This is a genomic window from Paenarthrobacter sp. 10L420, assembly GCF_056395385.1.
Genome location: NZ_JBFTJK010000004.1, coordinates 178,871 through 199,759, shown reverse-complemented (window position 1 = coordinate 199,759; position 20,889 = coordinate 178,871). Strand labels below are relative to the sequence as shown.

General features: G+C 62.5%; 16 protein-coding genes. 5 read left to right on the top strand and 11 right to left on the bottom strand.

Annotated features, from left to right (window positions below; all coding sequences use genetic code 11):
• Positions 1 to 26: 26 nt before the first annotated feature.
• Entirely contained in the window at positions 27 to 770 is a 744-nt protein-coding gene (locus tag AC1DD5_RS09260; protein WP_477521211.1) for a response regulator transcription factor, read from the bottom strand.
• Between the two features lie 100 nt (positions 771 to 870).
• Between AC1DD5_RS09260 and AC1DD5_RS09255 the strand changes: the two genes are divergently transcribed.
• A complete protein-coding gene (locus AC1DD5_RS09255; RefSeq protein WP_477521210.1) occupies positions 871 to 2,541 on the top strand; it encodes a sensor histidine kinase in 1,671 nt (556 codons plus the stop codon).
• 3 nt (positions 2,542 to 2,544) lie between these two features.
• Here AC1DD5_RS09255 and AC1DD5_RS09250 read toward each other — a convergent pair whose 3' ends face one another.
• From AC1DD5_RS09250 to AC1DD5_RS09240, 3 genes are all read right to left on the bottom strand, one after another.
• The gene (locus tag AC1DD5_RS09250; RefSeq protein WP_477521209.1) at positions 2,545 to 2,799 is read right to left on the bottom strand and encodes a PLDc N-terminal domain-containing protein; all 255 of its coding nucleotides are present in this window, start codon (positions 2,797 to 2,799) and stop codon (positions 2,545 to 2,547) included.
• Between the two features lie 33 nt (positions 2,800 to 2,832).
• Complete coding sequence (locus AC1DD5_RS09245) at positions 2,833 to 4,041, bottom strand: 5-methylcytosine restriction system specificity protein McrC (RefSeq protein WP_477521208.1); 1,209 nt, start codon at positions 4,039 to 4,041, stop codon at positions 2,833 to 2,835.
• A gap of 79 nt (positions 4,042 to 4,120) precedes the next feature.
• Positions 4,121 to 6,355, bottom strand: a complete 2,235-nt coding sequence (locus AC1DD5_RS09240; RefSeq protein WP_477521207.1) for an McrB family protein — start codon at positions 6,353 to 6,355, stop codon at positions 4,121 to 4,123.
• A 485-nt stretch (positions 6,356 to 6,840) separates the two neighbouring features.
• On the opposite strand from AC1DD5_RS09240, the gene AC1DD5_RS09235 reads away from it, so the two are divergent.
• Positions 6,841 to 8,286, top strand: a complete 1,446-nt coding sequence (locus AC1DD5_RS09235; RefSeq protein ID WP_477521206.1) for a M23 family metallopeptidase — start codon at positions 6,841 to 6,843, stop codon at positions 8,284 to 8,286.
• A gap of 111 nt (positions 8,287 to 8,397) precedes the next feature.
• Here AC1DD5_RS09235 and AC1DD5_RS09230 read toward each other — a convergent pair whose 3' ends face one another.
• Positions 8,398 to 11,565: a glycoside hydrolase family 2 TIM barrel-domain containing protein gene (locus AC1DD5_RS09230; RefSeq protein ID WP_477521205.1), complete on the bottom strand. Its 3,168-nt coding sequence runs from the start codon at positions 11,563 to 11,565 to the stop codon at positions 8,398 to 8,400.
• A gap of 113 nt (positions 11,566 to 11,678) precedes the next feature.
• Here AC1DD5_RS09230 and AC1DD5_RS09225 point away from each other — a divergent pair, with 113 nt between their 5' ends.
• On the top strand, positions 11,679 to 12,287 hold the full coding sequence (locus tag AC1DD5_RS09225; RefSeq protein ID WP_477521204.1) for a TetR/AcrR family transcriptional regulator: 609 nt from the start codon (positions 11,679 to 11,681) through the stop codon (positions 12,285 to 12,287).
• Positions 12,288 to 12,325: 38 nt separating this feature from the next.
• On the opposite strand, the gene AC1DD5_RS09220 is transcribed toward AC1DD5_RS09225, so the two are convergent.
• On the bottom strand, positions 12,326 to 14,263 hold the full coding sequence (locus tag AC1DD5_RS09220; RefSeq protein ID WP_477521203.1) for a DUF5107 domain-containing protein: 1,938 nt from the start codon (positions 14,261 to 14,263) through the stop codon (positions 12,326 to 12,328).
• Between the two features lie 114 nt (positions 14,264 to 14,377).
• On the opposite strand from AC1DD5_RS09220, the gene AC1DD5_RS09215 reads away from it, so the two are divergent.
• Positions 14,378 to 14,629 carry a type II toxin-antitoxin system prevent-host-death family antitoxin gene (locus AC1DD5_RS09215; protein ID WP_477521202.1) on the top strand — a complete coding sequence of 84 codons (252 nt, stop codon included), beginning with the start codon at positions 14,378 to 14,380 and terminating at the stop codon, positions 14,627 to 14,629.
• Positions 14,626 to 14,871: a type II toxin-antitoxin system RelE family toxin gene (locus tag AC1DD5_RS09210; protein ID WP_477521201.1), complete on the top strand. Its 246-nt coding sequence runs from the start codon at positions 14,626 to 14,628 to the stop codon at positions 14,869 to 14,871. Before AC1DD5_RS09215 ends, AC1DD5_RS09210 begins: the two co-directional genes overlap by 4 nt.
• Here the strand turns inward: AC1DD5_RS09210 and AC1DD5_RS09205 are convergent.
• The 5 genes from AC1DD5_RS09205 to AC1DD5_RS09185 form a co-directional block, all read right to left on the bottom strand.
• Entirely contained in the window at positions 14,868 to 16,400 is a 1,533-nt protein-coding gene (locus AC1DD5_RS09205) for a glycoside hydrolase family 32 protein (protein ID WP_477521200.1), read from the bottom strand. The genes AC1DD5_RS09210 and AC1DD5_RS09205 overlap by 4 nt on opposite strands.
• The gene (locus AC1DD5_RS09200; RefSeq protein WP_442018288.1) at positions 16,397 to 17,449 is read right to left on the bottom strand and encodes a LacI family DNA-binding transcriptional regulator; all 1,053 of its coding nucleotides are present in this window, start codon (positions 17,447 to 17,449) and stop codon (positions 16,397 to 16,399) included. The genes AC1DD5_RS09205 and AC1DD5_RS09200 overlap by 4 nt, the downstream gene beginning before the upstream one ends.
• A 15-nt stretch (positions 17,450 to 17,464) precedes the next feature.
• A complete protein-coding gene (locus AC1DD5_RS09195; protein WP_477521199.1) occupies positions 17,465 to 18,880 on the bottom strand; it encodes a right-handed parallel beta-helix repeat-containing protein in 1,416 nt (471 codons plus the stop codon).
• A gap of 47 nt (positions 18,881 to 18,927) precedes the next feature.
• Positions 18,928 to 19,920 (bottom strand): carbohydrate ABC transporter permease, encoded by a 993-nt coding sequence (locus AC1DD5_RS09190; RefSeq protein ID WP_477521278.1) that lies wholly within the window; start codon positions 19,918 to 19,920, stop codon positions 18,928 to 18,930.
• Between the two features lie 74 nt (positions 19,921 to 19,994).
• Positions 19,995 to 20,882 carry a carbohydrate ABC transporter permease gene (locus AC1DD5_RS09185; RefSeq protein ID WP_223936080.1) on the bottom strand — a complete coding sequence of 296 codons (888 nt, stop codon included), beginning with the start codon at positions 20,880 to 20,882 and terminating at the stop codon, positions 19,995 to 19,997.
• Between the last annotated feature and the right edge of the window lie 7 nt (positions 20,883 to 20,889).

The window sequence follows — 20,889 nt, the reverse complement described above, 5'->3', positions numbered from 1 at the left end:
ACCCCAGCCGTCCCCAGTGGCGCAGCTCAGCTGCCCTGAGCCAGCGGCGCCAGCCGGTACCCAACGCCGCGCACGGTCTCGAGCCAGCGCGGGTTCTGGATGCTGTCGCCAAGTTTCTTGCGCAGGTTGCCCATATGTACCTCAACGGCACGTTCGTCGGCGTCGCTGACGTAACTGCCGACGTCGTAGGGTTCGTTGCGGAGTCGCCGCGCCAGATCTGCCTTGGTCCGCACGATCCTGCCGGTCTCAAGGAGGGCAAGCAGGAGGTCGAATTCGGTGCGTGTCAGCCTCAGTTCCTTGCCGTTCAGGACTGCCGTCCGGGAACCTGCCGAAACGGCAAGGCCGTTGTGGCTCATTTCCGGGTCAGTTTCTTCCACGGCTGCCTTGGACTCCGACGACGCGCGGGGCCTTCGCATCATGGCCTCGACGCGGGCGCGAAGTTCGCGCGGACGGAACGGCTTGGTCAGGTAATCATCACCGCCGGCCTCAAGGCCCATGAGGGTGTCCAGTTCCTCCGCCCGGGCGGTGAGCATGATGATGTAGGCGTCCGAGGATTTCCTGATCTGCCGTGCCACCTCGAAGCCATCGATGTCGGGAAGGCCCAGATCCAGCGTTATGACGTCAGGATTCAGTTCACGGGCTGACGTGACGCCCGCGGATCCAGTGGATGCAACATGGACGTCAAACCCCGCTTGCGAAAGGACCACACGCACCAATTCGCGAATATCCTGGTCATCTTCAATGACCAGCCCCACACGTACTTCACTCATCGCTGCCCCTCAGCCCCTTCGATAACCCTTCGAAGTATAACCATTATGGTTAGGCTGATCTCATGAACCGACTTTCTTCTGCATTCCCGGTGGTTGCGCCGTGACCCGCCCAACCACCTGGGATCTTGGGGAGAAGAAAAAACTCCTGGTTTTTCGGCGCTCTTTCCACGAACACACCCTGCGAATGAGGGTGGTTCTCAGCCAATTGCCGCTGTCTGTCTGTGTCTGCATTTCGGCGATTCTGGTGTGGCTCTTTTTTCCGGCCACCCTCGAGAATCCCCTGTTTCTCCTCTTCCTGCTGAGCCAGGCCTTCCTGTTGGCGGTGTGCGTCATTGTGCCCTGGCACCGGCTCCCGTTCCCCAGCTTCCTGGCGATACCGATCCTGGACATGGTCTCAATTTCCTTCGGCAGGGAAGGAGGACAGGAATCGCTCACGGGACTCAGCGTCCTGGTGGTCCTGCCAGTCATTTGGCTCTGTGCATCCGGCCTGTACCCAAGACTGGCCATTGCCATGTCATTCGTGGGTCCGCTTTGCATCGTGTGGGCCCCCTTGTTCGTCAATGGATCACTAACGGAGCGGGACCTCACCAAGCCCCTGCTCTTCCCCATCCTGATGCTTGGCATCGGCGTGTCCGTGAGCGTGCTGACGCTAAGCATGGTCCGCCAGCAGCGGGCCTTGGAGCAAAAGGACGAGGAACTAAAGACAGCCCTGGACATCCGAACCAAACAGGAACGGCTGCTCAACACCGTCATGGAAGCCCTGCCGCTGGGTGTGGTGGCCGTGGATGGCGACGGTCATGACATCCTCATGAACCGCCGCCAAAGACACACGCACTCCCTGGCAACTCCTGCAGGCAACGACGATCCGAACGAATCCCAGCTGCTCGTCTTCGACCAGGACAGGACCACGCCGTTGCCCGTCGACCGCCGTCCAGTCCGGCGCGCGGTTCTGGGCGAAAGGTTCACAGACCAGCTCGTGTGGCTTGGTTCCGGAGCAGAGCAGCGTGCGTTCACCACAAGTGCCCGCCCCATGGTTGACGACGCCGGGAACTTCGCCGGCTCGGTCGTCGTCTTCAGCGACGTCACGGACCTGGTCAATGCCCTGGCCGCCAAGGACGACTTCGTGGCCAACGTCTCCCACGAATTCCGAACGCCGCTGACGTCCATCCTTGGTTATGTGGAGCTTCTGCTGGATGATCCCCGGTCCCTCGATCCTTCCTCGCGCAGGCAGCTGGATATCGTCCGGCGGAACGCCGAAAGGTTGCTTACCCTGGTGTCCGATTTGTTGGCAGTGCGGTCGGGCCACATGATCATTCAGCCGCACACAGTGGACGTGGCTGAACTGGTGCGGGGAAGTGTGAGTTCTGCCGGTCCCCGCGCTGCCAAGGCGGGCATCCGGTTGTCCATGGATGTCCCTGACTCTTTGGAAGCCCATGTGGACTCCTCACGCATAGCCCAGGTCCTGGACAACCTGGTATCAAACGCCATCAAGTACTCCCCCAAAGGCGCAGATGTAGAAGTAGCCGCGTGGGAGGAGCAGGACTTCGTGTTCTGCCGCGTCTCCGATACCGGCATGGGCATGACCGAAGAAGAGCAGTCCGAGGCCTTTACCAAGTTCTTCCGTGCCGGCGGCGTACGGAACAGCACCATTCCCGGCGTCGGGCTTGGACTGCCCATCAGCAAAGCGATCGTCGAAGCGCATGGCGGGACCATAACGCTGGAAAGCGAACCCGGCCGGGGCACAACCTTCCTCGTGAAGATGCCCGCCTAAGCGTTAACGCGCTGCGCCCGCGCTCCCCGCTACGGCGGCATCACGACGGCGGCCGAAGAGGAAGTAGCTCACCGGTCCGAAGAAGTTGATGAACGAAACAGCACGCCACACCGCCTTCTTTCCCCTGATTCTGGAATCGGGGGTCTTGCCGATACTGCGTTGCGCTGCACCCAGCAGGGCCATATTTATGGCTCCGCTGACGATGAGCATGATCCGCTGGCCCTTGCTCATATCGCGCCACGATTTCCTGCGAGCCATGATGCCTCCATCCGTGAAGATTTAGTTATCAGGCTAGTCCGACGCCGTTCGTCCCGCCACAGCCTGACGCACAACCTCGCCCCAGGATTGTTCCGCAAGGTCCGCCACGGCGGCCAGGATCTCCGACGGCGGCAGTGACAGGTCCAGGGGATACTCCACGATGTCAATGTCCGTGTTGAGTATCCTGCGCAGCTTCATCTCCCCCGGCCCAGCGTAAACAAGCCATGCCGTCGGAACGCGGAGTGCGGTGCAGTACGCCAGCAATTGGTAATGGTCCGCGTTCAGCGAAGCGCCGGCATCCCCTGCCGCCGTGTATTTGGAGTCGTAAACCACCACCGGCCTGCCGCCAAGGAAATGCACGGCGTCGGGGCGAACTGTCAGGCGATCAGTGTCCCGGACTGCCTCATTGAGCAGAGCTCCGTACTGGAGGCGCATCTCCCCCGGGTACGCAGTCATCGCATGGCGCAAAGCCGTGCCCACGAACTCCTCGAAAACCTGTGCCATATCCACCACAAAGGAAGCCGTCTGCTGCTTCCCTTCCCCGGCCTCGGCCGAGGCATTGCGCAGGATGACCTCCGAGAGCCGCAGAACGGCGTGGTACCTGAGATTCATGCGGTTGGCCCGCCACGGCGGCAGTGGAGCTCCGGACTGAAGGCGCGTGACGGCGTCGAGCTTTCCCTTGAGCTGGCGCAAGCGGCTCAGGACGTCGGCCCGGACGCCTGGCACCTTTCCCATTCGTTCCAAGGCCGCGCGGAGGATGCGGTTTTCAGGGATGTCCTCAGTGAATTCGTCGTAGGACACTTCCAAGGGCACCATCATGCCGGGCCTGCGGGAGATCTGGTCCGAGATGCGGATGCGGCCTTTGACGGTCCGCAGCGATTCATCGATGGTGAGGTAGCCCTGAAGGACGCCGCGGCTCAGGGCACGGTCGGCCAGCTGGGCCAGCGACTCGGCCAGGGCGCTCCAGAGATCTGGATGCTCAATGGCTTCCACGGAGTGGTCGCGGAACCCTTGATCACCGGCGTAGCTGAGGAGGAAAAGCAAGCGACTCAGGCCAAGCCGGTCCTTGGGGCGGACCTCCAACTGGACAGTGGAAGTCCTTACCGATCCGACCTTGCCCACGGGTTCGATCCTGTAGAGGCCCATGCCAATCGGTGAGGCCTTGGCCAGCCCACTGGCATTGATGAACGCAGCCGTTGGGGGGTCAAGCTTGTCAACCACTCCGCGTGAGAGCTCGTCCATGACGATGTGCCGGGTCCCGGCAGCCGCCGGCGTCTTGCCGGCGCTTGCGGGTGGACGGCGTGGGCGTGGCGGGACGGCCTTACCGGGCAGCAAGTCGTCCCAGCAACTGATCCAGGCCGAAGCGTTCCTCAAGCTGCGCGCGGTTCAGTTGCCCGTGGTAGTGCTCCTCCAGCAACGGCATCAGCTCGTACTTCCAGATGCGGCGCAGACCTGTGGAGTTTTGGGCGGCGTTCTTCATGAAGTAGGACGGCCCGATCATCAGGTCGCGGTCCCAGTCGTCGATGGCGTCGTTGAGGGCGTCCAAGAGATCCGCGTTGAGGGTGTCCAAACCACGCGCTTGAAGGAAGCGCCGCAACGAACCCCTGACCGGTTCCACCTTCGGATGGAGTTCGATGAAGGCGAAACGACGACGGATGGCCGCATCCATCATGGCGATGGAGCGGTCAGCGGTGTTCATGGTGCCGATGATGTACAGGTTGTCCGGCAGGCTGAAGGGCTCGTTGGGGCTGTACTGCAGGTAAATGCGGTCGTCACGGTACTCGAGCAGGAAGTACAGCTCGCCGAAGACCTTGGCCAGGTTGGCACGGTTCATCTCATCGATGATCAGGAAGTACGGCTTGTGCGCGTTCTCCGGCTTGGCGGCTTCCTCTGCGAGCCGGCGCAACGGCCCGGCCACGAGCTTGAAGGAGACCTGGCCGTCGTCGGTCTTGTCCGGCCTGTAACCCTCAAAGAAATCCTCGTACGCGTACGACGGGTGGAACTGCACCAGCTTCACTCGTTCATCGGTGCTGTCGCCTGCGAGCTCCGCAGCGAGGTGCTTGGCCAGGTACGTTTTGCCGGTCCCTGGCGGACCATAAAGAACCAGTTGGCGGTTCTCTTCGAGCAGTTCGGCGATCTCCTTCAGCGGCTCGAGGTCCATGTGGAGGGACGCTGCGAACTCTTCCGTCAGCGGCCGGAAACCTTGCTGGACAACCTCGACGACGGCGGTGGGCGGCGCTTCGTCCTCGCCGTCGGTTTCGGCTTCCACCGGCAGGAGTTCCTGCAGCGCCTGAATGACCCTGGTGACATCCACGATGATGCCGGGCGTGGACAATTGCCGCTGCGCATGGCGCGGAAGTTCGGTGATGGCGTAACTGTCATCGAACCAGCGAACCTTGCGGCGAATACGCCGGTTGTCCTCATGGTGTTCGGGCTCACCGAGGACCACGCCGACCCGAACGCGTCCGGCGTGCTGATAGAGCGTAAGGTCGCCGGGTTTCATTACCGTGAGGAATGCGAAGACCGCGGTTTTAGTGTCCTCGCGCTCTACGTAGCCCAGGTGCTTGTAATCCTCATCCACGGCATGCTGGACCACGCCCGCAGTGACTCCGGCAGTGAGCGAGCGGAGGTGCTCAACATCCAGCGTGGCTTTCTCTTCAGCAACCCACGCGGCCAGCAAATCAGCGTTGTCGTGATGCGTACGCAGCAACCAGGATCTGCGGCCGGGGTCTCCCACCTTGCGCCATTGGCTGACCAGCTGGCGTGCGTACCAATCGATGCGCTGGCCGGCTTGTTCGTCCAGGTGCAGCCGGATCCGATGGATGTCCGCAGTCACGTCCTCTTCGGTATCGCCCCCGGCGCCACCAACGAGTGAGGCGAAAGCGTCACGAATCTCCCGGCGCTCCACGTCAGCCACCACGGGCTCGAAGTAGCTGGGCCACACCAAATACTCAATGCTGCGGCGCAGGGCCGGCTGGTCCTCTGGTGTTCCGACCGCAAGTTCATGGAACTTCAAAGGATCGGCAAGGGCCTGGTTGATGGTTTCCGTGCTCTGGCTGTCTATGTGTGCAACAAAGCGGCACAGCCATTTCAGGTGGTCCCAAATGGTCCAGTTGAACTCCGCGGTACGGTCCCGAATCACGCCGTGGTCCGTCATGCCCTCGTAGAGCTGTTCCGGCAACTCGATGGCCGGTTCCACCCAGGAGGCAGCCTCGGCCACGCGGGCACGCTTCACCCTGAGGGACTTGACCTCGTGGGCCAGCGGCAAGGACTGCAGGAACAGCAACTCCACTGCCAGCAGCTTGGCCTCGCGGGACGCGCCTTCGAGGTTTTGCCGGAGATTGGTCATCATGGGTGCTTTGGAATCTTCCACCCCACGCTCAAGGCGTTCAAGCAGCTCCCCGGCGGCGTCTGCCGTCCACGTCAGCGTGCGTCCGTCCAGCGCTGAAGGTCTCCCTTGAAGTGCCGGGCCCAGCACATACCAGGCCGCATCCTCGATCTCCTTGGAGATTCCGGGGGCGCGGTCAATGGCAGGCTTCACGGAGGGGGTCACCATGCCAACTTACCTTGTTTGACTTAGCCAAGCATCTGGATTTGGAGCACTGCGAAGGCGCAAAGTCTTGACGTGGGCCTGTCATTCCCATAGACATGCAGTACCCGTAACATGCAGTGATCGGATCCAGACAATGGTGTGGACCTCCAACGCTTTTCGCCGGGCGGGGGCTCATGTCAGGAGCGGGATTTGTGAACAGCAAACCTCCTGACAAAGGCCCAACGCGGCTGCGTGTTCGCGCCCGGTTTCCGTTAGCGCTTATTGCGGCAGCGGTGCTGCTCGGCTGCTTCCAATCTGGAGCAGCCACCACGGCGCCCTCGGCCATCCAACAGATCCGGGCAAACTCATCGACGGACGCGCCTTCCGTAGCCAACCGGTCCACGAATGACACTCCGGTTCAGGCCACCAACACTTCGGGGACGTCTGAGCCTGCGCCTACAAACCCTTTGGCGTCGACGCTCTGTCAACAAACAGCCTCAGGATTTGGAGTGGCGTCCACAATCGGCGCTCCTTCGGACCTCCAACTCCGCAATGCTTCGGCCATCATGGTGGCGGCGGAAAAACTGGACCTTCCCTCCGATGCCCAAATCCTTGGGGTACAAGCCGCGCTTGGCGAATCTTCCCTGGAAAACAAGGACTTCGGCGATAGCGCCGGCCCCGACTCCCGTGGGCTGTTCCAGCAGCGCGCCAACGGGGCATGGGGCTCTTATGCCGATCGCATGGATCCATTCATCAGCGCAACCAGTTTCTTCCTAGCTCTGAAGGGCATCAAGGACTGGCAGCTTCTGCCTTCCACCCTGGCCATCCACCAGGTACAGCACAACCAGGATCCAGACCACTACACCAAGTACCGGGAGCTGGCCCAGAAGATCGTGGGTTTCCTGAACTCCCAAGGTCCGCTGACACTCCCTTGTTCCAGCGGCAGCGGTTGGTGGCAAACATCAGTCGGTAACGCTGCGTCAGGTCATGTCCGGCCAGGACCAGGCACTTTAATGTCCCCACTGGTGAATCTGCGCCCCAGCTCACCCTTCGGGCTGCGCACCAGTCCCATCACCGGTGCCCCTGGTGAATTTCATACCGGGCAGGACTTCGCGGCGCCCTGTGGAACCCCAGTTCATTCTGCCGACGACGGCTACGTGCGCGAGGTGGGCTGGCATGCCTGGGGCGGAGGCAACCGGATAGAAATCGATCACGGCAACGGGCTGATCACCACGTACAACCACCTGCAGGCGAGCGCCGTGCGCAAAGGGCAGGTAGTCCAAGCCGGGGACGTCATCGGGTTGGTCGGCTCCACTGGTTCGTCGACGGGATGCCACCTTCACTTTGAAACAATTGTGAACGGCATACTGGTGGATCCATCGTCGTGGAGCCTGATTCCGCTGGATAAAGAGTCGTCTGTGGATCTGCTCAGGCTCACGAGCTACTCACCAGCAACAGGAACGACGCCGGTTGGCGAGGTTCCGGTGTGGTCGCTCGGCGGCGCGCTTGGCGAGCAGGCGACGTCGGCCCCCACGCCGGCTGCACCGTCGACTCCCGAACTTGCAACGACCCCAACGGCTACGCCCACGCCGACTGCAACGGCGGAGCCCACACCAACGGCGAGTGCTACGCCGACGCCGACCCCAACGGCCAGCCCCACGCCCACCGCCGAACCCACGCCAACACCATCCGCTACGGCCACGCCAACCCCAACGGCCGCGCCGACGGCAACTCCAACCAGTGAACCTACCGCGACGCCCACGGCAACCCCAACGCCCACATCCGACCCCAAGCCGTCGCCCGCTCCAACAGCTACGGCCGTTCCCACCGCAACCATCACGGCGACCCCAACTACCGAACCCACGTCGACCGCAACGATAACGGCCACGCCGACGCCCACGCCGACGCCCACGCCGACTGCAACCCTCACGGCCATGCCCACTCCGACGCCCTGAGCGTGTCCACGAGAAGTGTCCGGCCTTCCGTCTGCTTGCGGGCAAGCAGACGGAAGGCCGGACTGGATTCCTGCTAGCCGCCAGCGTTCTTACTAGCTGGCAGCGTTCTTACTAGCTGGCGGCCGCGATCCTGAACACCATGGTGCGGGCTTCGGGTTTGAGGGCGAAATCCGGCCAGACGTCGGGTCCGCAGGCCCTGGAGCCAAGCCCGTGCTGTGCGGCGTCAAGGTAGAGGAAGCTGTTCCGGCTCTGCGGCAATTCGTGCGGATGGGCTGCGCCCGTGACCTGCTGGGCCGTATGCCGGGACAAGGTGAAGCCAGGGAGTCGATCCCTGGAATCGGGAAGTGCGTGGAACGTCACCCAGGGATCCGTACTGTTACGCAGTTCCAAGGATCGGACAGCACTCCTGTGCCCTGTCTCCTGCGGCCGGGCGTAGTTCACGCTGAGCTCGTCGATTGCCGCCGAGTAGCGGCCCACCAGGGCGGCACGCATGCTGTCCGGATACGATTCCCGGGGTCCTGTCCCGAACCAGGAGGCTCCGTCCACTGATCCGGGCAGGTCAAACCGCACTCCCAGACGAGGCCACACGATGTCCCAACCCGCGCTGGGTGCAATATCCAGGCGCAACCACAGCTCTCCCCCGGATACCTGCCACTGCTCGTCCACGGAAACAGAATGTGCGGTGTCCGCGGCGGCATAGCGGGTGGTGACGAACACGCCGTCGTCGGCCTGCACCACTTTCTCGACGCGGGCCGTCAACCTATCAAGACCCGCCTTGAGCCACACACTCTGATTGGACGGAGCCGGGACGCCGTTGCCATTGTTGAGCCAGGGGTCGCCGAGGTCGTAGCTGCCGAAATTCGAACCTCGATCATTGTCCGTTGGTGCTCGCCACAACTCCAGGCGCGGGCCGGATACCGGCAGTCCAGCCAGGGCAACGAGCCGCCCATCCTCGAACTGGGCAGGTCCCAGGGAGGCAGGACCCAGGGATAAGGTGCCACCTGTCCCGGTCTCCCCGCGCCCAGCCGACGACAGTGGTCGCGGAGCTTTAGCTGGACGCCTGGCAGCAGATGCGCTGACATCCAACTGCGCAGTGCAATCCAACTGTGCAGTGGAGATGACATGGCCGGCGGGAGCCCACGCGGTGTCCTTGCGCAGGGCAACCTCAACGGTGAGCCACTGTTCGCCGGCCTCCACCCTGCTTAGAGCCTTCAGCGCCAACTCCGGGAGCTCCATGACTGTGGAGTCACCCGCGGCGAGTTGATCGCCAGCGGAGGTCACGACGTCGAACGTTCCGGACGCGGTCGCCTCGCCGTCAGTTTCGGTGCGCCAGCGAAGGACGACGTCGGACGCGTCCGCCGAGTGCCGCAGGTTGGCGACTGTGAGCATGGGGCGCGTCACGCCGTCGGTGACGGCTGTTTCGAAGCCCAAGCGGAGGGGCGCCACGATCTGTTTGAACTCGAACAGTCCCGGGCTGGGCGTCGAGTCCGAAAGGACCATGCCGTCCATGACGAAATTGCCGTCGTGGACAACCTCGCCGAAGTCGCCCCCGTAGGCGAAGAACTCTGTGCCATCAGCGGTGGTGGTGCGGATCCCGTGGTCACGCCATTCCCACACGAAGCCTCCATGCAGCCGCGGGTAGCGGTCCACCAGGTCCTCGTATTGGTCGATCGCACCGGGACCGTTGCCCATTGCATGCACGTACTCGCACAGGATGAACGGTTTGCTGCGTTGGCGCGCCGATTCCGCGGCGGAGCAGCCAAGCAGGAGGGATCCGGAATCGTCGCGGCCAATGGCTTCGGTTTCGGGGATGGAGGAGTACATGCGCGAGTAGACGTCCGTGTATGCGCCAGCGTAGTCGCCCTCGTAGTGCACTGGACGGCTGGAGTCTCGCGCGTGGGTCCAGGCGGACATAGCCGCGAGGTTGGCGCCTGTTCCTGCCTCGTTACCCAAGGACCACATGACGATTGAGGGGTGGTTCTTGTCCCGCTCAACGGTGCGCTCCATCCTGTCCACCAACGCCTCACGCCAGGCGGGATCGTCACTGGGATTTCCGGCCCAGCCATGACGCTCAAAGCCATGTGTTTCAAGATCGCATTCCAGGATCACCCAAAATCCCATTTCATCAGCGAGATCCAGCAGCCGCTGATGCGGAGGGTAGTGGCTGGTGCGGATGGCATTGACGTTGAACTGCTTCATCATGGCCAGATCTGCGCGGGCAAAATCTTCGTCAAAGACGCGGCCACGGTCCGGGTGCGTCTCATGCCGGTTGACGCCGTGGAACACCACCCGCCGCCCGTTCACCAGGAATTGGTCCCCCTTGATCTCTACAGTACGGAAGCCAATCTTCAAGGAGACCGTTTCGCCCTGGCTGGAGATCGTCGCCGCATACAGCCGCGGGACTTCCGCGGACCAGGGTTCGACGGCGGCAATCGCCACCGGGGCGACGTCCGCCGGAGTTTCCCACGTGACATCAACATCGAGCTCGGGAACGCGGAGGCGCACAGGATAGGCAGCAGGAGCAGCGGTAATTTCGGCGTCGATGATGCCTGAACCGGAGTCGCTGGTGCCTTCAAATGGGGTCCGCAACCAGACGTCGTCGATTCCCGCTTGAGGACGGGCCTGAAGCGTGACGTCGCGGAAGATGCCCGGCATCCACCATTGGTCCTGGTCCTCGACGTAGCTCGAAGCAGACCACTGATGGACGCGGACGGCGAGGACGTTTTCCCCGGGCCGGATTGCCTCGGTGACGTCGAATTCCTGGGCAAGCCGGCTTCCCGTGCCGACGCCGATTACTGTGCCGTTGACCCACACTTTGTAGCGGGATTCCACCCCGTCAAAGCGCAAGACGATCCTCTCCGCACTTGCCCAGTCAGCAGGAATGGTGAAGTTCCGACGGTAGTCGCCCGTTGGATTCTCGTCCGGCACGTGGGGTGGCTCGGTGGGAAAAGGGAACTGGACGTTGGTGTAGATGGGGCGGCCATAGCGGCCCTCACCTTCCAGGACCCAGTGGGAAGGAACCGGGATTTCATCCCAACCGGAATCGTCCAGACCTTCATCAGCGACTCCTTCTACCTGCTCGCCGGCGGGCAGGACTCCCCTGCCGCCGGGCGTTCCGGGCGCACCGGGCAGCAACCGGAATCTCCACAAGCCGTTGAGCGGGATCGTGGGCGCGTCGCTCCGTAGCCAGGAGCGGGCCGGCAGGCGATTGCCGGAGCCGGGGCCGGGATGGGTGATGTAGGAAGTGCCGGCAAACAAGGCCGAAGATGTCGATTCCACGTGGCTCCTTCAAGCGTCCACTGCAGGGTTGGGTGTGACCACGCTAACACAAATTTCGAGTAGTTACTCTAATTTCAGTATTCCAATCCCCGCCCGCTGTACACTGGCTTGCCATGACCACAAAGGACACGGCGAGCGCCAAGCGGGGACCCTATGCCAAGGCGAAGGAAAAGCGACGACTCATCCTCGACTCCGCCCACGCCGTGTTTGCCGCGAAGGGGTATTTGGGCGGCTCGCTACAGGACGTTGCCAACCAAGCGGGCATGAGCCAGACCAGCCTCCTGCATTATTTCCCGTCAAAAAGCGATCTTCTGATGGGCGTCCTGGAGTGGCGCGACGAACTGACCGGAAGCGAGAATCCCTCGGCTGAGGAAGAGTCGCTTCAGGATGCCGTGATTCGCACGGCGCTCCATAACGAGAAGATTCCCGGCGTCATCGAGCTCTACACAGTGCTGTGCGCGGAATCGATCACGAATGCCCATCCCGGCCGTGATTACTTCACCGAACGCTTCGAACGCATACGGGCAAGCTACAGGCGCTCTTTCTCGGCCTTGGCCCAGGAGGGCAAACTCCGGCCCGGCGTGGATCCAGCGTGGGCAGCCACGTCCCTGGTGGCCCTGTGGGACGGACTTCAAACCCAGTGGCTGTTGGCCCCGGACAAGATAGACGTAGCAAAAGCCCTGCGCGGCTTCTTGGAACTGGTCCTGCTGCCCGAAGCGTGACGGGCCGAAAACCTGCTATGCGTTGCCGGCCCAGCCCCCTAGTGCATTCCAAATTGGTAGTTGAACGGCACAGCTTCGCCCGGACAGACTTCTTCCCAGAGCGCCGCGATGGCATCCTCTCCCTCGCGGAGGTCCGGTATCTCCACCCCTTCGCGCAGGATGGTTGCGGCCTCGCCCGCCTTGCCCACCCGGGCCAGTGCCAGGGCCCTGAGGAACCTCAAACGCCCGACGGCGGCGCCCTCCCTGGGTGCGGACTCCAGCAGTTCCAGCGCCTGGGCCGGATCATCATGGCGGATGCTGAGTGTCACTGCCTCGGTGAGCAACGCTGTGTTGGCGGAGTCGGCTTGAACGCCGCTCCTGAGTTCGCCCAGGCCCTCGCGATCCGCCCCCTCGGCCAGTAACGCCAGGCCCAATCCACGATGTGCGAGCGCCAGAGTCCCTGGCCGAACGCCCCGGGCAGCGAGCACCTCGCGATACGCCTCCTTGGCTCCTTCCAGGTCCTGCCTGGCATGCCTCATCGTGGCCACATGGAACCGCGCCTCAGGACTTTCCTGTCCCTCCAGCAGCTCCTCCCAGTCAGCTCCGGCAACAAAGCTGGGCGCGCCGTCGAACGTTTTTCCCTTCAGAAGGTCCAGCCATGGTTCCTGCTCGGCGGTGATGCTTTCATCGACGAACGGGGTGCCGCTCTCGTCAATCCAGCCCTTGCCCGTCCGACGCCGCCGCGCCCGTTCCACCACTCCCCAGCCACTGCCGTGGAGCAGCATGGTGGACGGCGGGACGTCAGCATCGGTGGTCGCGGCGGGCAGCATTGCCTCTAGGTCCTCGTGTGCTAGGAGCTCCTCAAGCCGCTGGCCGGCATGGGCCACGGCCGCATCCCAGCCCGATCCATGGGCGGTGTCCGGATTCAGATGCCCGTTCCCGTACGCCTCCACCCAGGACCATTCCGCACCCGCCGGCATGGCCAAATGCTCAAACTGGGTTCTCGCCAACCCGGCTTGAATTTCCGCATAAGGACCGGCACCCGGGCTCAACCACTGCTGCCACCGCTTGCCGCCTTGGCCTTGTCCCCAAACGAAAAGCTTCTTGCCCCTCAGCCGGCTGGTGGACAGCATCGCCAGCCCATCGCCGTCGTGGTCCGCAGCTACAACCCAGCGCCGTTCGGAAGGATCAATATCAAAGAAGAAATCTGCAGCATGCGGGCTGTTGACCAACCAGGTGCCGTCGTAGCCGTTATGGTCCGTGGGCCGGACGCGGGTGATGTCCGTGGCGTAGTCGCTGCCAAATGCTTCGTCCGCCGGGGCGATCACGCGGGTGCGGTCCGTCTCCGGAATGGCCGCGTTGCTCCACCAGTACATGGGAACCTCATGGTCATTGGGGTTGCGGATACGCACCGCCGCGAACAGCACGTCCGATTCCGCAGGCAACCATATGTCCACCTGGAACACCACTTCCCGGAGCCGCTCGAACTCCCACACGCGAAGGATGCGCTTACCGTCCAGAGTGTGGACGATCGCGGTGTGCAGAGGATCGCAACTGGTGGGTGAGTGGCCGCGCGTGCCAATGTTCCACTCCAAACCGCCCGCGAACCACGCCTTGCGCAGCGCGATGTTGGCCAGGTGCGGCGCGTCGTGCGTGTGGAGGAGCTGCTTTCCCGTCACTTTGTCGAACAATTCCCAGATACGGCCGCCCAGCGACGGTATGATCGTCGCCCGGAGTTTGCTGTTCTCAAGCACGACGGCGGGCAGCTCCTTGGGCGCCGCCTCCCGGCTATAGCCATCCTGCATGAGGTACGGGAATACGTTGGGCACTACTCCATAGCGAGCGGCCGCTTGGAGCTCTTCCGGCACGCCCTCCCCCACCGTATAAGGCTGATCGAGCTCCGCGGCCACCACCGGCAAGGGGTTCAGTGGGCCAATATCTGCCATCGTCAGCGAAATGGTGGTGACAGTGAGGTTGGAAGGTGAGGTGACAGCCATGTCAGGATCCGTTCGTGAGGAATTCAACGTCCACACCCACAGTCTCCTCGAACCGGATGGCCAGCGCTAGAGCCACCAATTGCTTACGAATCGTAAGTTTCGTAAGTTTGAGGGATGACCGTAAAAACTGCAAATGAAGCCAGAATGCACTGGTCAGAGCTCATTGACGCCGTGCGGCAGGAACCCGTCCACATCACCCGCCGTGGCCGCCGAGTGGCTGTAGTTGTTGACCCAGACTTCTACGAACGAGCCCTGGCGGCGCTTGAAGACGCTGAAGATCTGGCCGATACACACACAGCGAAGACCGAAACAGAACCACGCGTCACTCACGCGGAGTTGTTGCGTGAGCTTGGAATCGAGGCGTGAGCGCAGACTTCAACATCACCTACACGGCCACGGCGGCCAAGCAGATCCGCAAACTGGACAAATCCGCCCAGGTCAGGGTGTTGAAGACCGTGGAAATCCTGGCGGCCACTCCACGGCCGCCCAAAGCGACCCAACTCGTTGGCGGCGATGGACAATGGCGAATCAGGGTGGGCGATTACCGTATCGTCTACGAGATCCACGACCACGAACTCTTGATCCTGGTCGTGAAGCCCCGGGGTTAGGACAAGGAGCTGACCACCAGTTTCCGCACAACGGCGGTGCCGCCGTCCACGCGCAGCTCGGTGCCGAAGCTCCCGGGCAGGGGAAAAACAAGATCGCTCAGGACAACTCTGCCGTCTTGGGCGAAGACCTCCACTGATTGATCCACGATAATACGCAGCCTCAGCACGCCGCCGTCGAGCTTCACGGGCGCCGACTCCGCCGACGCGAACTTTTCGTGGAAGCCGGTGTTTCCGGAGTTGCGGCGGTCCAGGGTGAGCTGGCTCGTCCCGGCGTCAAAGCTGAGAACCGTTGCGGCCCTCCCGTCCGGGGCACCTAGCAGCCTGAAGGAAATGGTCCGGCATGAGCCGGGCAGGATCTCAGCCTCGATCAGTTGGGCTGATCCCGGCATGGCGTCGGGCAGTTGCGCCACGGAGTCGTGAAGTTCGGCATCCTGGATAAGGCTGGCGGGCTCCCCGGAGTCCAGAGGCAGCACCGGACGCTGCACCAAGCGCGGCAAACCGTCTACTGTTGCGAGTTCAACCTCGCGGGCAAGCGACATCCCCGAGCGCCACGGGGCCGTGGGCAAGGAGTTGGCATAGTCCCAGTTGTTCATCCAGCCGATCATGATGCGGCGGTTCTCCGGGACGTTGCTGAAGGAGACCGCGGCGTAGTAGTCACGCCCCCAGTCGAGCCACAGGCATTGCCTGAGATCCATGGTTCCGTCGGCACCGGGTGAAACGAGCGAATCAGGATCGGCAGTGAACTGCACGCCATCGAAGTGGCCCACGAAGTACTGCCCTCCCGAGCCACCGGCCACGGCACCTGGATTGACGTTGACCACCAGGACCCACTTGACGTTCTCCGGGTTCCCGTCGACCGGGAGCGGGAACAAGTCCGGGCATTCCCATTCGCCTTCCGACGAGTTCGCGGGGCCGAAGGTGCTCAAGTATTCCCAGTCCTTGAGGTTCGCCGAGCGGTAGATGACAACCTGCTGATGCTGGGCCTCCACGGCCACCATCACCCAACAGGACCCGGCAGATCCCTCGTAGCGGAACACCTTGGGATCCCGGAAATGGGCCGAGCCGCGGCCAAGCACCGGGTTGCCTGCATATTTGCTCCACGACATGCCGCCATCCGTGGAGAACGCGAGGGACTGGGCCTGTGTCCCCTGATGCGCCGAGCCTTCCTTGAAGGCGCTCGTGTAGATGGCCACCAACGCCGGCTCTTCGTCTGTGCCGAATCCTGATGTATTGCCGTGGTCCACCACGATGCTGCCGGAAAAGACGTCCTCTTCGTCGTCGCAGGCGATGGCAACCGGGTGTTCAGTCCAGTGCAGGAGGTCAGTCGAGGTGGCGTGCCCCCAGGACATGTTGCCCCAGACGTTGTCGAAGGGGTTGTTTTGGTAGAAGAGATGGTAGACGCCGTTGTGCCAAACCAGTCCGTTTGGATCGTTCAGCCAGGTGTTCTTGGCCGTGTAGTGAAGTATCGGACGCATCGTTGAGGCGGCGTCTTCGCCGGGGGCGGCACGGTGCGTTGTTGTTTCAGTCATCGGAGGTCTTTCGGGAGGGAAGCGACGGAATCGCGAAGAACCATGGGGCATGGAAGAACGGTGGGGTGGGTAGCGAACAGCTGCAGGTCGGTTTTCCCTTCGATGGCATCGATCAGGTTTTCCGTTGCCCAGGCACCCATTTCGTAGTGCGGCAGGGCGACTGTCGTCAGCGCTGGGTAAAGGTTTTCGGCAATGAGTTCCTGGTTGTCGAAACCGACGAAGGAGATGTCATCTGGAATCCGAAGGCCAAGTTCCGCAGCGGCCCGGTACGCACCCATGGCCATACGGTCGTTGTAGCAAAACACGGCCGTTGGCCGGTTCTCGGATTTCAGCAGGCGCAGCGCCGCCTGGTAGCCACCGGGCATCTCCGAGATCTCGGACTGGACCAGTTCTTCGTGGAACGGCAGCCCGGCGTCTGCCAACGTCTCCTTGAAAGCCCTCAACCGGGAGTGGGTTGCGGGCACGTCGTCGGTGTTGTTGAGCATCCCGATCCGGGTGTGACCGGCGTCGATCAGTGTCTGCACTGCGGACCTTGCCCCGCCCACTTCGTCGGGGATGACGGAGGAAACAGTTTGGCTGATGTCTTCGGAGTCCACCAGGACTGCAGGCAGTCCAGCGAGGTTCTTGGGGACAGCCAGCTTCCGGTGATACATCGTGGCGTACAGGATGCCATCCACTTGCCGGTCCAGCAGATCCGCCACCTGGCTTTCCTTGGACTCCTGGGAGCTGGTGCTGGTGGAGTTGATGATCATGATGTTGTAGCCCCGGCGCTTCGCAGTTTCCTCTGAGCCCAGGATGATCCTGCCTGCATGCGGCGTGGTGGCGATTTCCTCGCTGATGAACCCGATCATCCCTGAACGTTGTGTCCGCAGGGCCTGGGCCAGCCGGTTCGGGCCGTACCCCAGGCGATGCGCAGCCTCCTGGACCCGCTCCCGCGTTCTTGCGCCAACGCGGGCGTAGGCAACATCGTTCAGGACATGGGAGACGGTGGTGACCGAAACTCCGGCCTCTGCCGCCACGTCTTTGATACCCACTGATCTATTGGTCATTGGTCCCCCACGTCCTCATGATGTTGGTGCTGATCCTGCGATCGAATCAGCATGTGCGGCCTGGAAACCCAGAGTTGGTGTGGCCCTCAAGGCGTTGACAGCCCTGTCTGCAATAACTTGGTCGTCGGTTCCGGAATCAAGGATCGTATTCCGGGCAGATCCGGAATCGACCAGGACGGCCGTAACGGCGAGCCCGTCAGAAGCGCCCGTGGTCAACAGGGCGTCCACCTGGGCGGAGAAGCAGGAATCACTGGACGTGGCGTGAACGTCCATCGCCACCACGTGGTTGTTGGAGACGAAGTTTCCAGCCCCCTCCAGCAACCGGATGATGACCGGCGTCGCACCTGCGGGACGGATGCTCTCTGCGTCGATGACCTCGGAGAAGTGGTTGCCCACCACAGAGTTGTTGCTCCCGCTCACGCAGAGAAGCCCGTAAAGATCGTCCAGCCCGTTATCGACTCCCAGGAAGGGTGTCCAAGGCTCATGGTCACGCAGGAAGTGGTTCGTCGCCACGAGGTTCTCGGAACTGTTCGCTGCGAGAACCACCATCCCGGGGTAGAACGAATGCAGCCGGTTGTTGGTGACGCTTGAACGCGTGACGCCGTCCAAATGGATGCTGCTGGCACCCCTGGGGAAGATGTTGTTCGCGGTTATCAAGAGCCCGCCATGGCTCTTGGCATAGATCGAGTGGCCCTTGAAACCCGCTCCGATCAAATTGTCGGTAATCTTTGACGCCTGTCCCCAACCGCGCAACTCAATGCAGCTCCCGCATTCAGCGATGAAGTTATCGTGAATGGAAAGCGCGTCAGCGTTGTGGATCGTGAGGGCGTTCTCCAGGTAGATGAAGCCCATCCCCGTGACGCGGAATGAATCATTGGCGCTCGCCACGTAGATACCGGTCTTGCCATTCACATACGTGTTCTCCGGCGGCAGGTCCGAGCCATCAGGGGTGAAGTGCAAGCCGTCGATGCAGAAGTTGGAGAACTCTACCGAGCTGATGCGGGGGCTCCCGCTTCGCTCAATGTAGAAGGCTGCTCCCTTGGCTTCGCCTGCGACCTCCCCGTCTGCGCCCTTGCTGTCAGCGTCCGCGTCCAGTGGAAGATCGACAATAACGCGACTTCCTCCGGGCCACAGCTCATGCAGATCAGCCCATTCGTCTTCGGGGACGTTGAACCGAATGCTCGAGGAAGTAAAGCCGTGCCCCGAACCCTCGATCCTGAGGAAGCTGATATCGATCAGCACCTGCGTACGGAGGTGGTAGTCGCCGGGCGGAAGGTAGATCACCGCTCCCGGCTTTCCTCCGTTGTTCACATCACTGGCTGCCTGCCGGGCCTTGACGTCGGCGATGATGCTGTTGATGACTTCACCGACGTCCTCGGACGGATTACCGACCGGCCACGTGGTCACGTCGTAGTAGTTGTTGCTTGACATAGCTTCTGCCCTTTTTGTGGTGTGGTTTCTCAGCCCTTGACGGTGTCTTAGCCCTTGACTGCGCCGAGCGTCATGCCGGCGACGATCTTGCGCTGCAGGAGAAGGGTGAGAAGGATGACCGGGATCGAGTACACGGCGGCCAGCGCCGTCATGGATCCCCAGTCCAGGCCGAACTGGGTCTGGAAGTTCGCGATGACAACGGGGGTGGTCTGCGAGCGGATGGCGGTCATCAGGAGTGCGAAGAGGAACTCGTTCCATGAGGCCAGGAAGGCGAAGATCGCGGTGACGGCGATGCCTCCGGAAACCACCGGGATCACCACCCGCCAGAGCGCACCGAGCCTGCTGCAGCCATCCACGGTTGCTGCCTCTTCCAGGTCCCGGGGAACAGCCTCGAAGAAGCTGGACATCAGCCAGATGGAGAGCGGCAAGGAAATGGTGGTGTGGGCAATGGACAATGCGATCGGCGTGTCCGCCAACCCTGCCGAAGCCATCATGGATGCCAGCGGAATGCCGATTGCTACCGGCGGCACCATGCGGGTGACCAGTGCGGCCATGATGAACACCCGGCCGCTCGGAGTCTTGTAGCGCGTGATGCCGTAAGCCGCCGGGACAGCCAGCACCAGCGAAAGCAGGGTGCTGATGATCGCGGTCTGGATGCTGTTGATGAATGACGCCAACACACCGCTGCGGCCCAGGGCGTTCGCGTAATTCTCCAGCGTCCATTCCTTGGGAAGGATGGTGGGTGGAACGGCGATGGTATCGATCGGGGTTTTGAAGGACGTAAACAGCAGGTACAGGAACGGGAACCCGTACAGCACCATGGCTGCGGCCAGCAGGATCCACAGGATGGTCCGCGTGCTGCGACGTCCAGCCTCAAGGCCTTCGCGGTTTACACCACGACGCTTGCGCGGGGCGCTTGGCTCAGTAACCCCCGACGGCGGCAGCACAGTTTTGCCTGCCGTGTCACCGGGTGTTTGCTTCGCTGCCTGGGTGTGCTCGGCAGCTTGGGTGTGCTTGGCAGCTGTGAGCCGGGCGACCATTGCTGCGCGGCGCGGCCTGACGCCAGGAGCGGAAGCCGGTGTCCCGCCGTCGTGCGAGGTTTCTGCGGCGCTCATCAGTTGTCCTTTCCTGGCCGCCAGATGGTGGCCACCGCGAAGAATGCGACGGCGAGCATCGCCAGCAGGTAGATGGTGCCCATGGCGCTGGCCAGGCCGGGATCGCCGAAGCGGATCATGGTCCGGTAGATCAGCAGGCTCATGGTTTCGGAGGCGGACTGCGGGCCGCCGTTGGTTTGGATGAGGATGGTGTCAAAGGCCCGGGCGGCATCGATTCCGCGGACCACCAGTGCCACGGCGATCACCGGGCGGAGGAGCGGAAGGATGATCTGGAACAGGAGCGCCGGTGCCTTGGCGCCGTCCAGGCGGGCTGCCTCGATGAGGTCGCCGGGGATGTTTTGGAGGCCGGCGAACAGGACCAGGCACATGAAGGACGTCGTGAGCCAGATGTCCGGGACAGCCACCGAGAACAGCACGATGTTCGGGTCCGAGAGCCAGCCGATCTGGTTGGGGTTGGAGAGGATGCCCGCTTGGTGCAGGATGGTCCCGATGAGGCCGAAGTTATCGATCATCAGGAACTTCCAGAGCAGGCCGGCCACGATCGGCGCAATCATCAGCGGGTAAAGGAAGACCGTTCGCCAGATCTGGGACTTGCGTCCGAGCGTGGTGAACAGGAGGGCCATCCCCAGGCCGAGCGCGAACTCCAGCGTCACCACCACTACTGTGTAAGCCAGGGTTCGCCAGCCGGCACCCATGAAGGCTTCGGAGGCGAACGCTGCAGCGTAGTTTTGGAATCCGACAAAGTCACGCGGGCCGCCCGCGATGGGCGAGATCTTGAAGAAGCTGTCTGCGACGAGGCGGAACAGCGGGTAGGCCACAAACACGGCCAGGAACAGTGCCGCTGGGGTCATCAGGTATAGGGCGAAGCGGCGATCGGAGATACGCACGATTTTC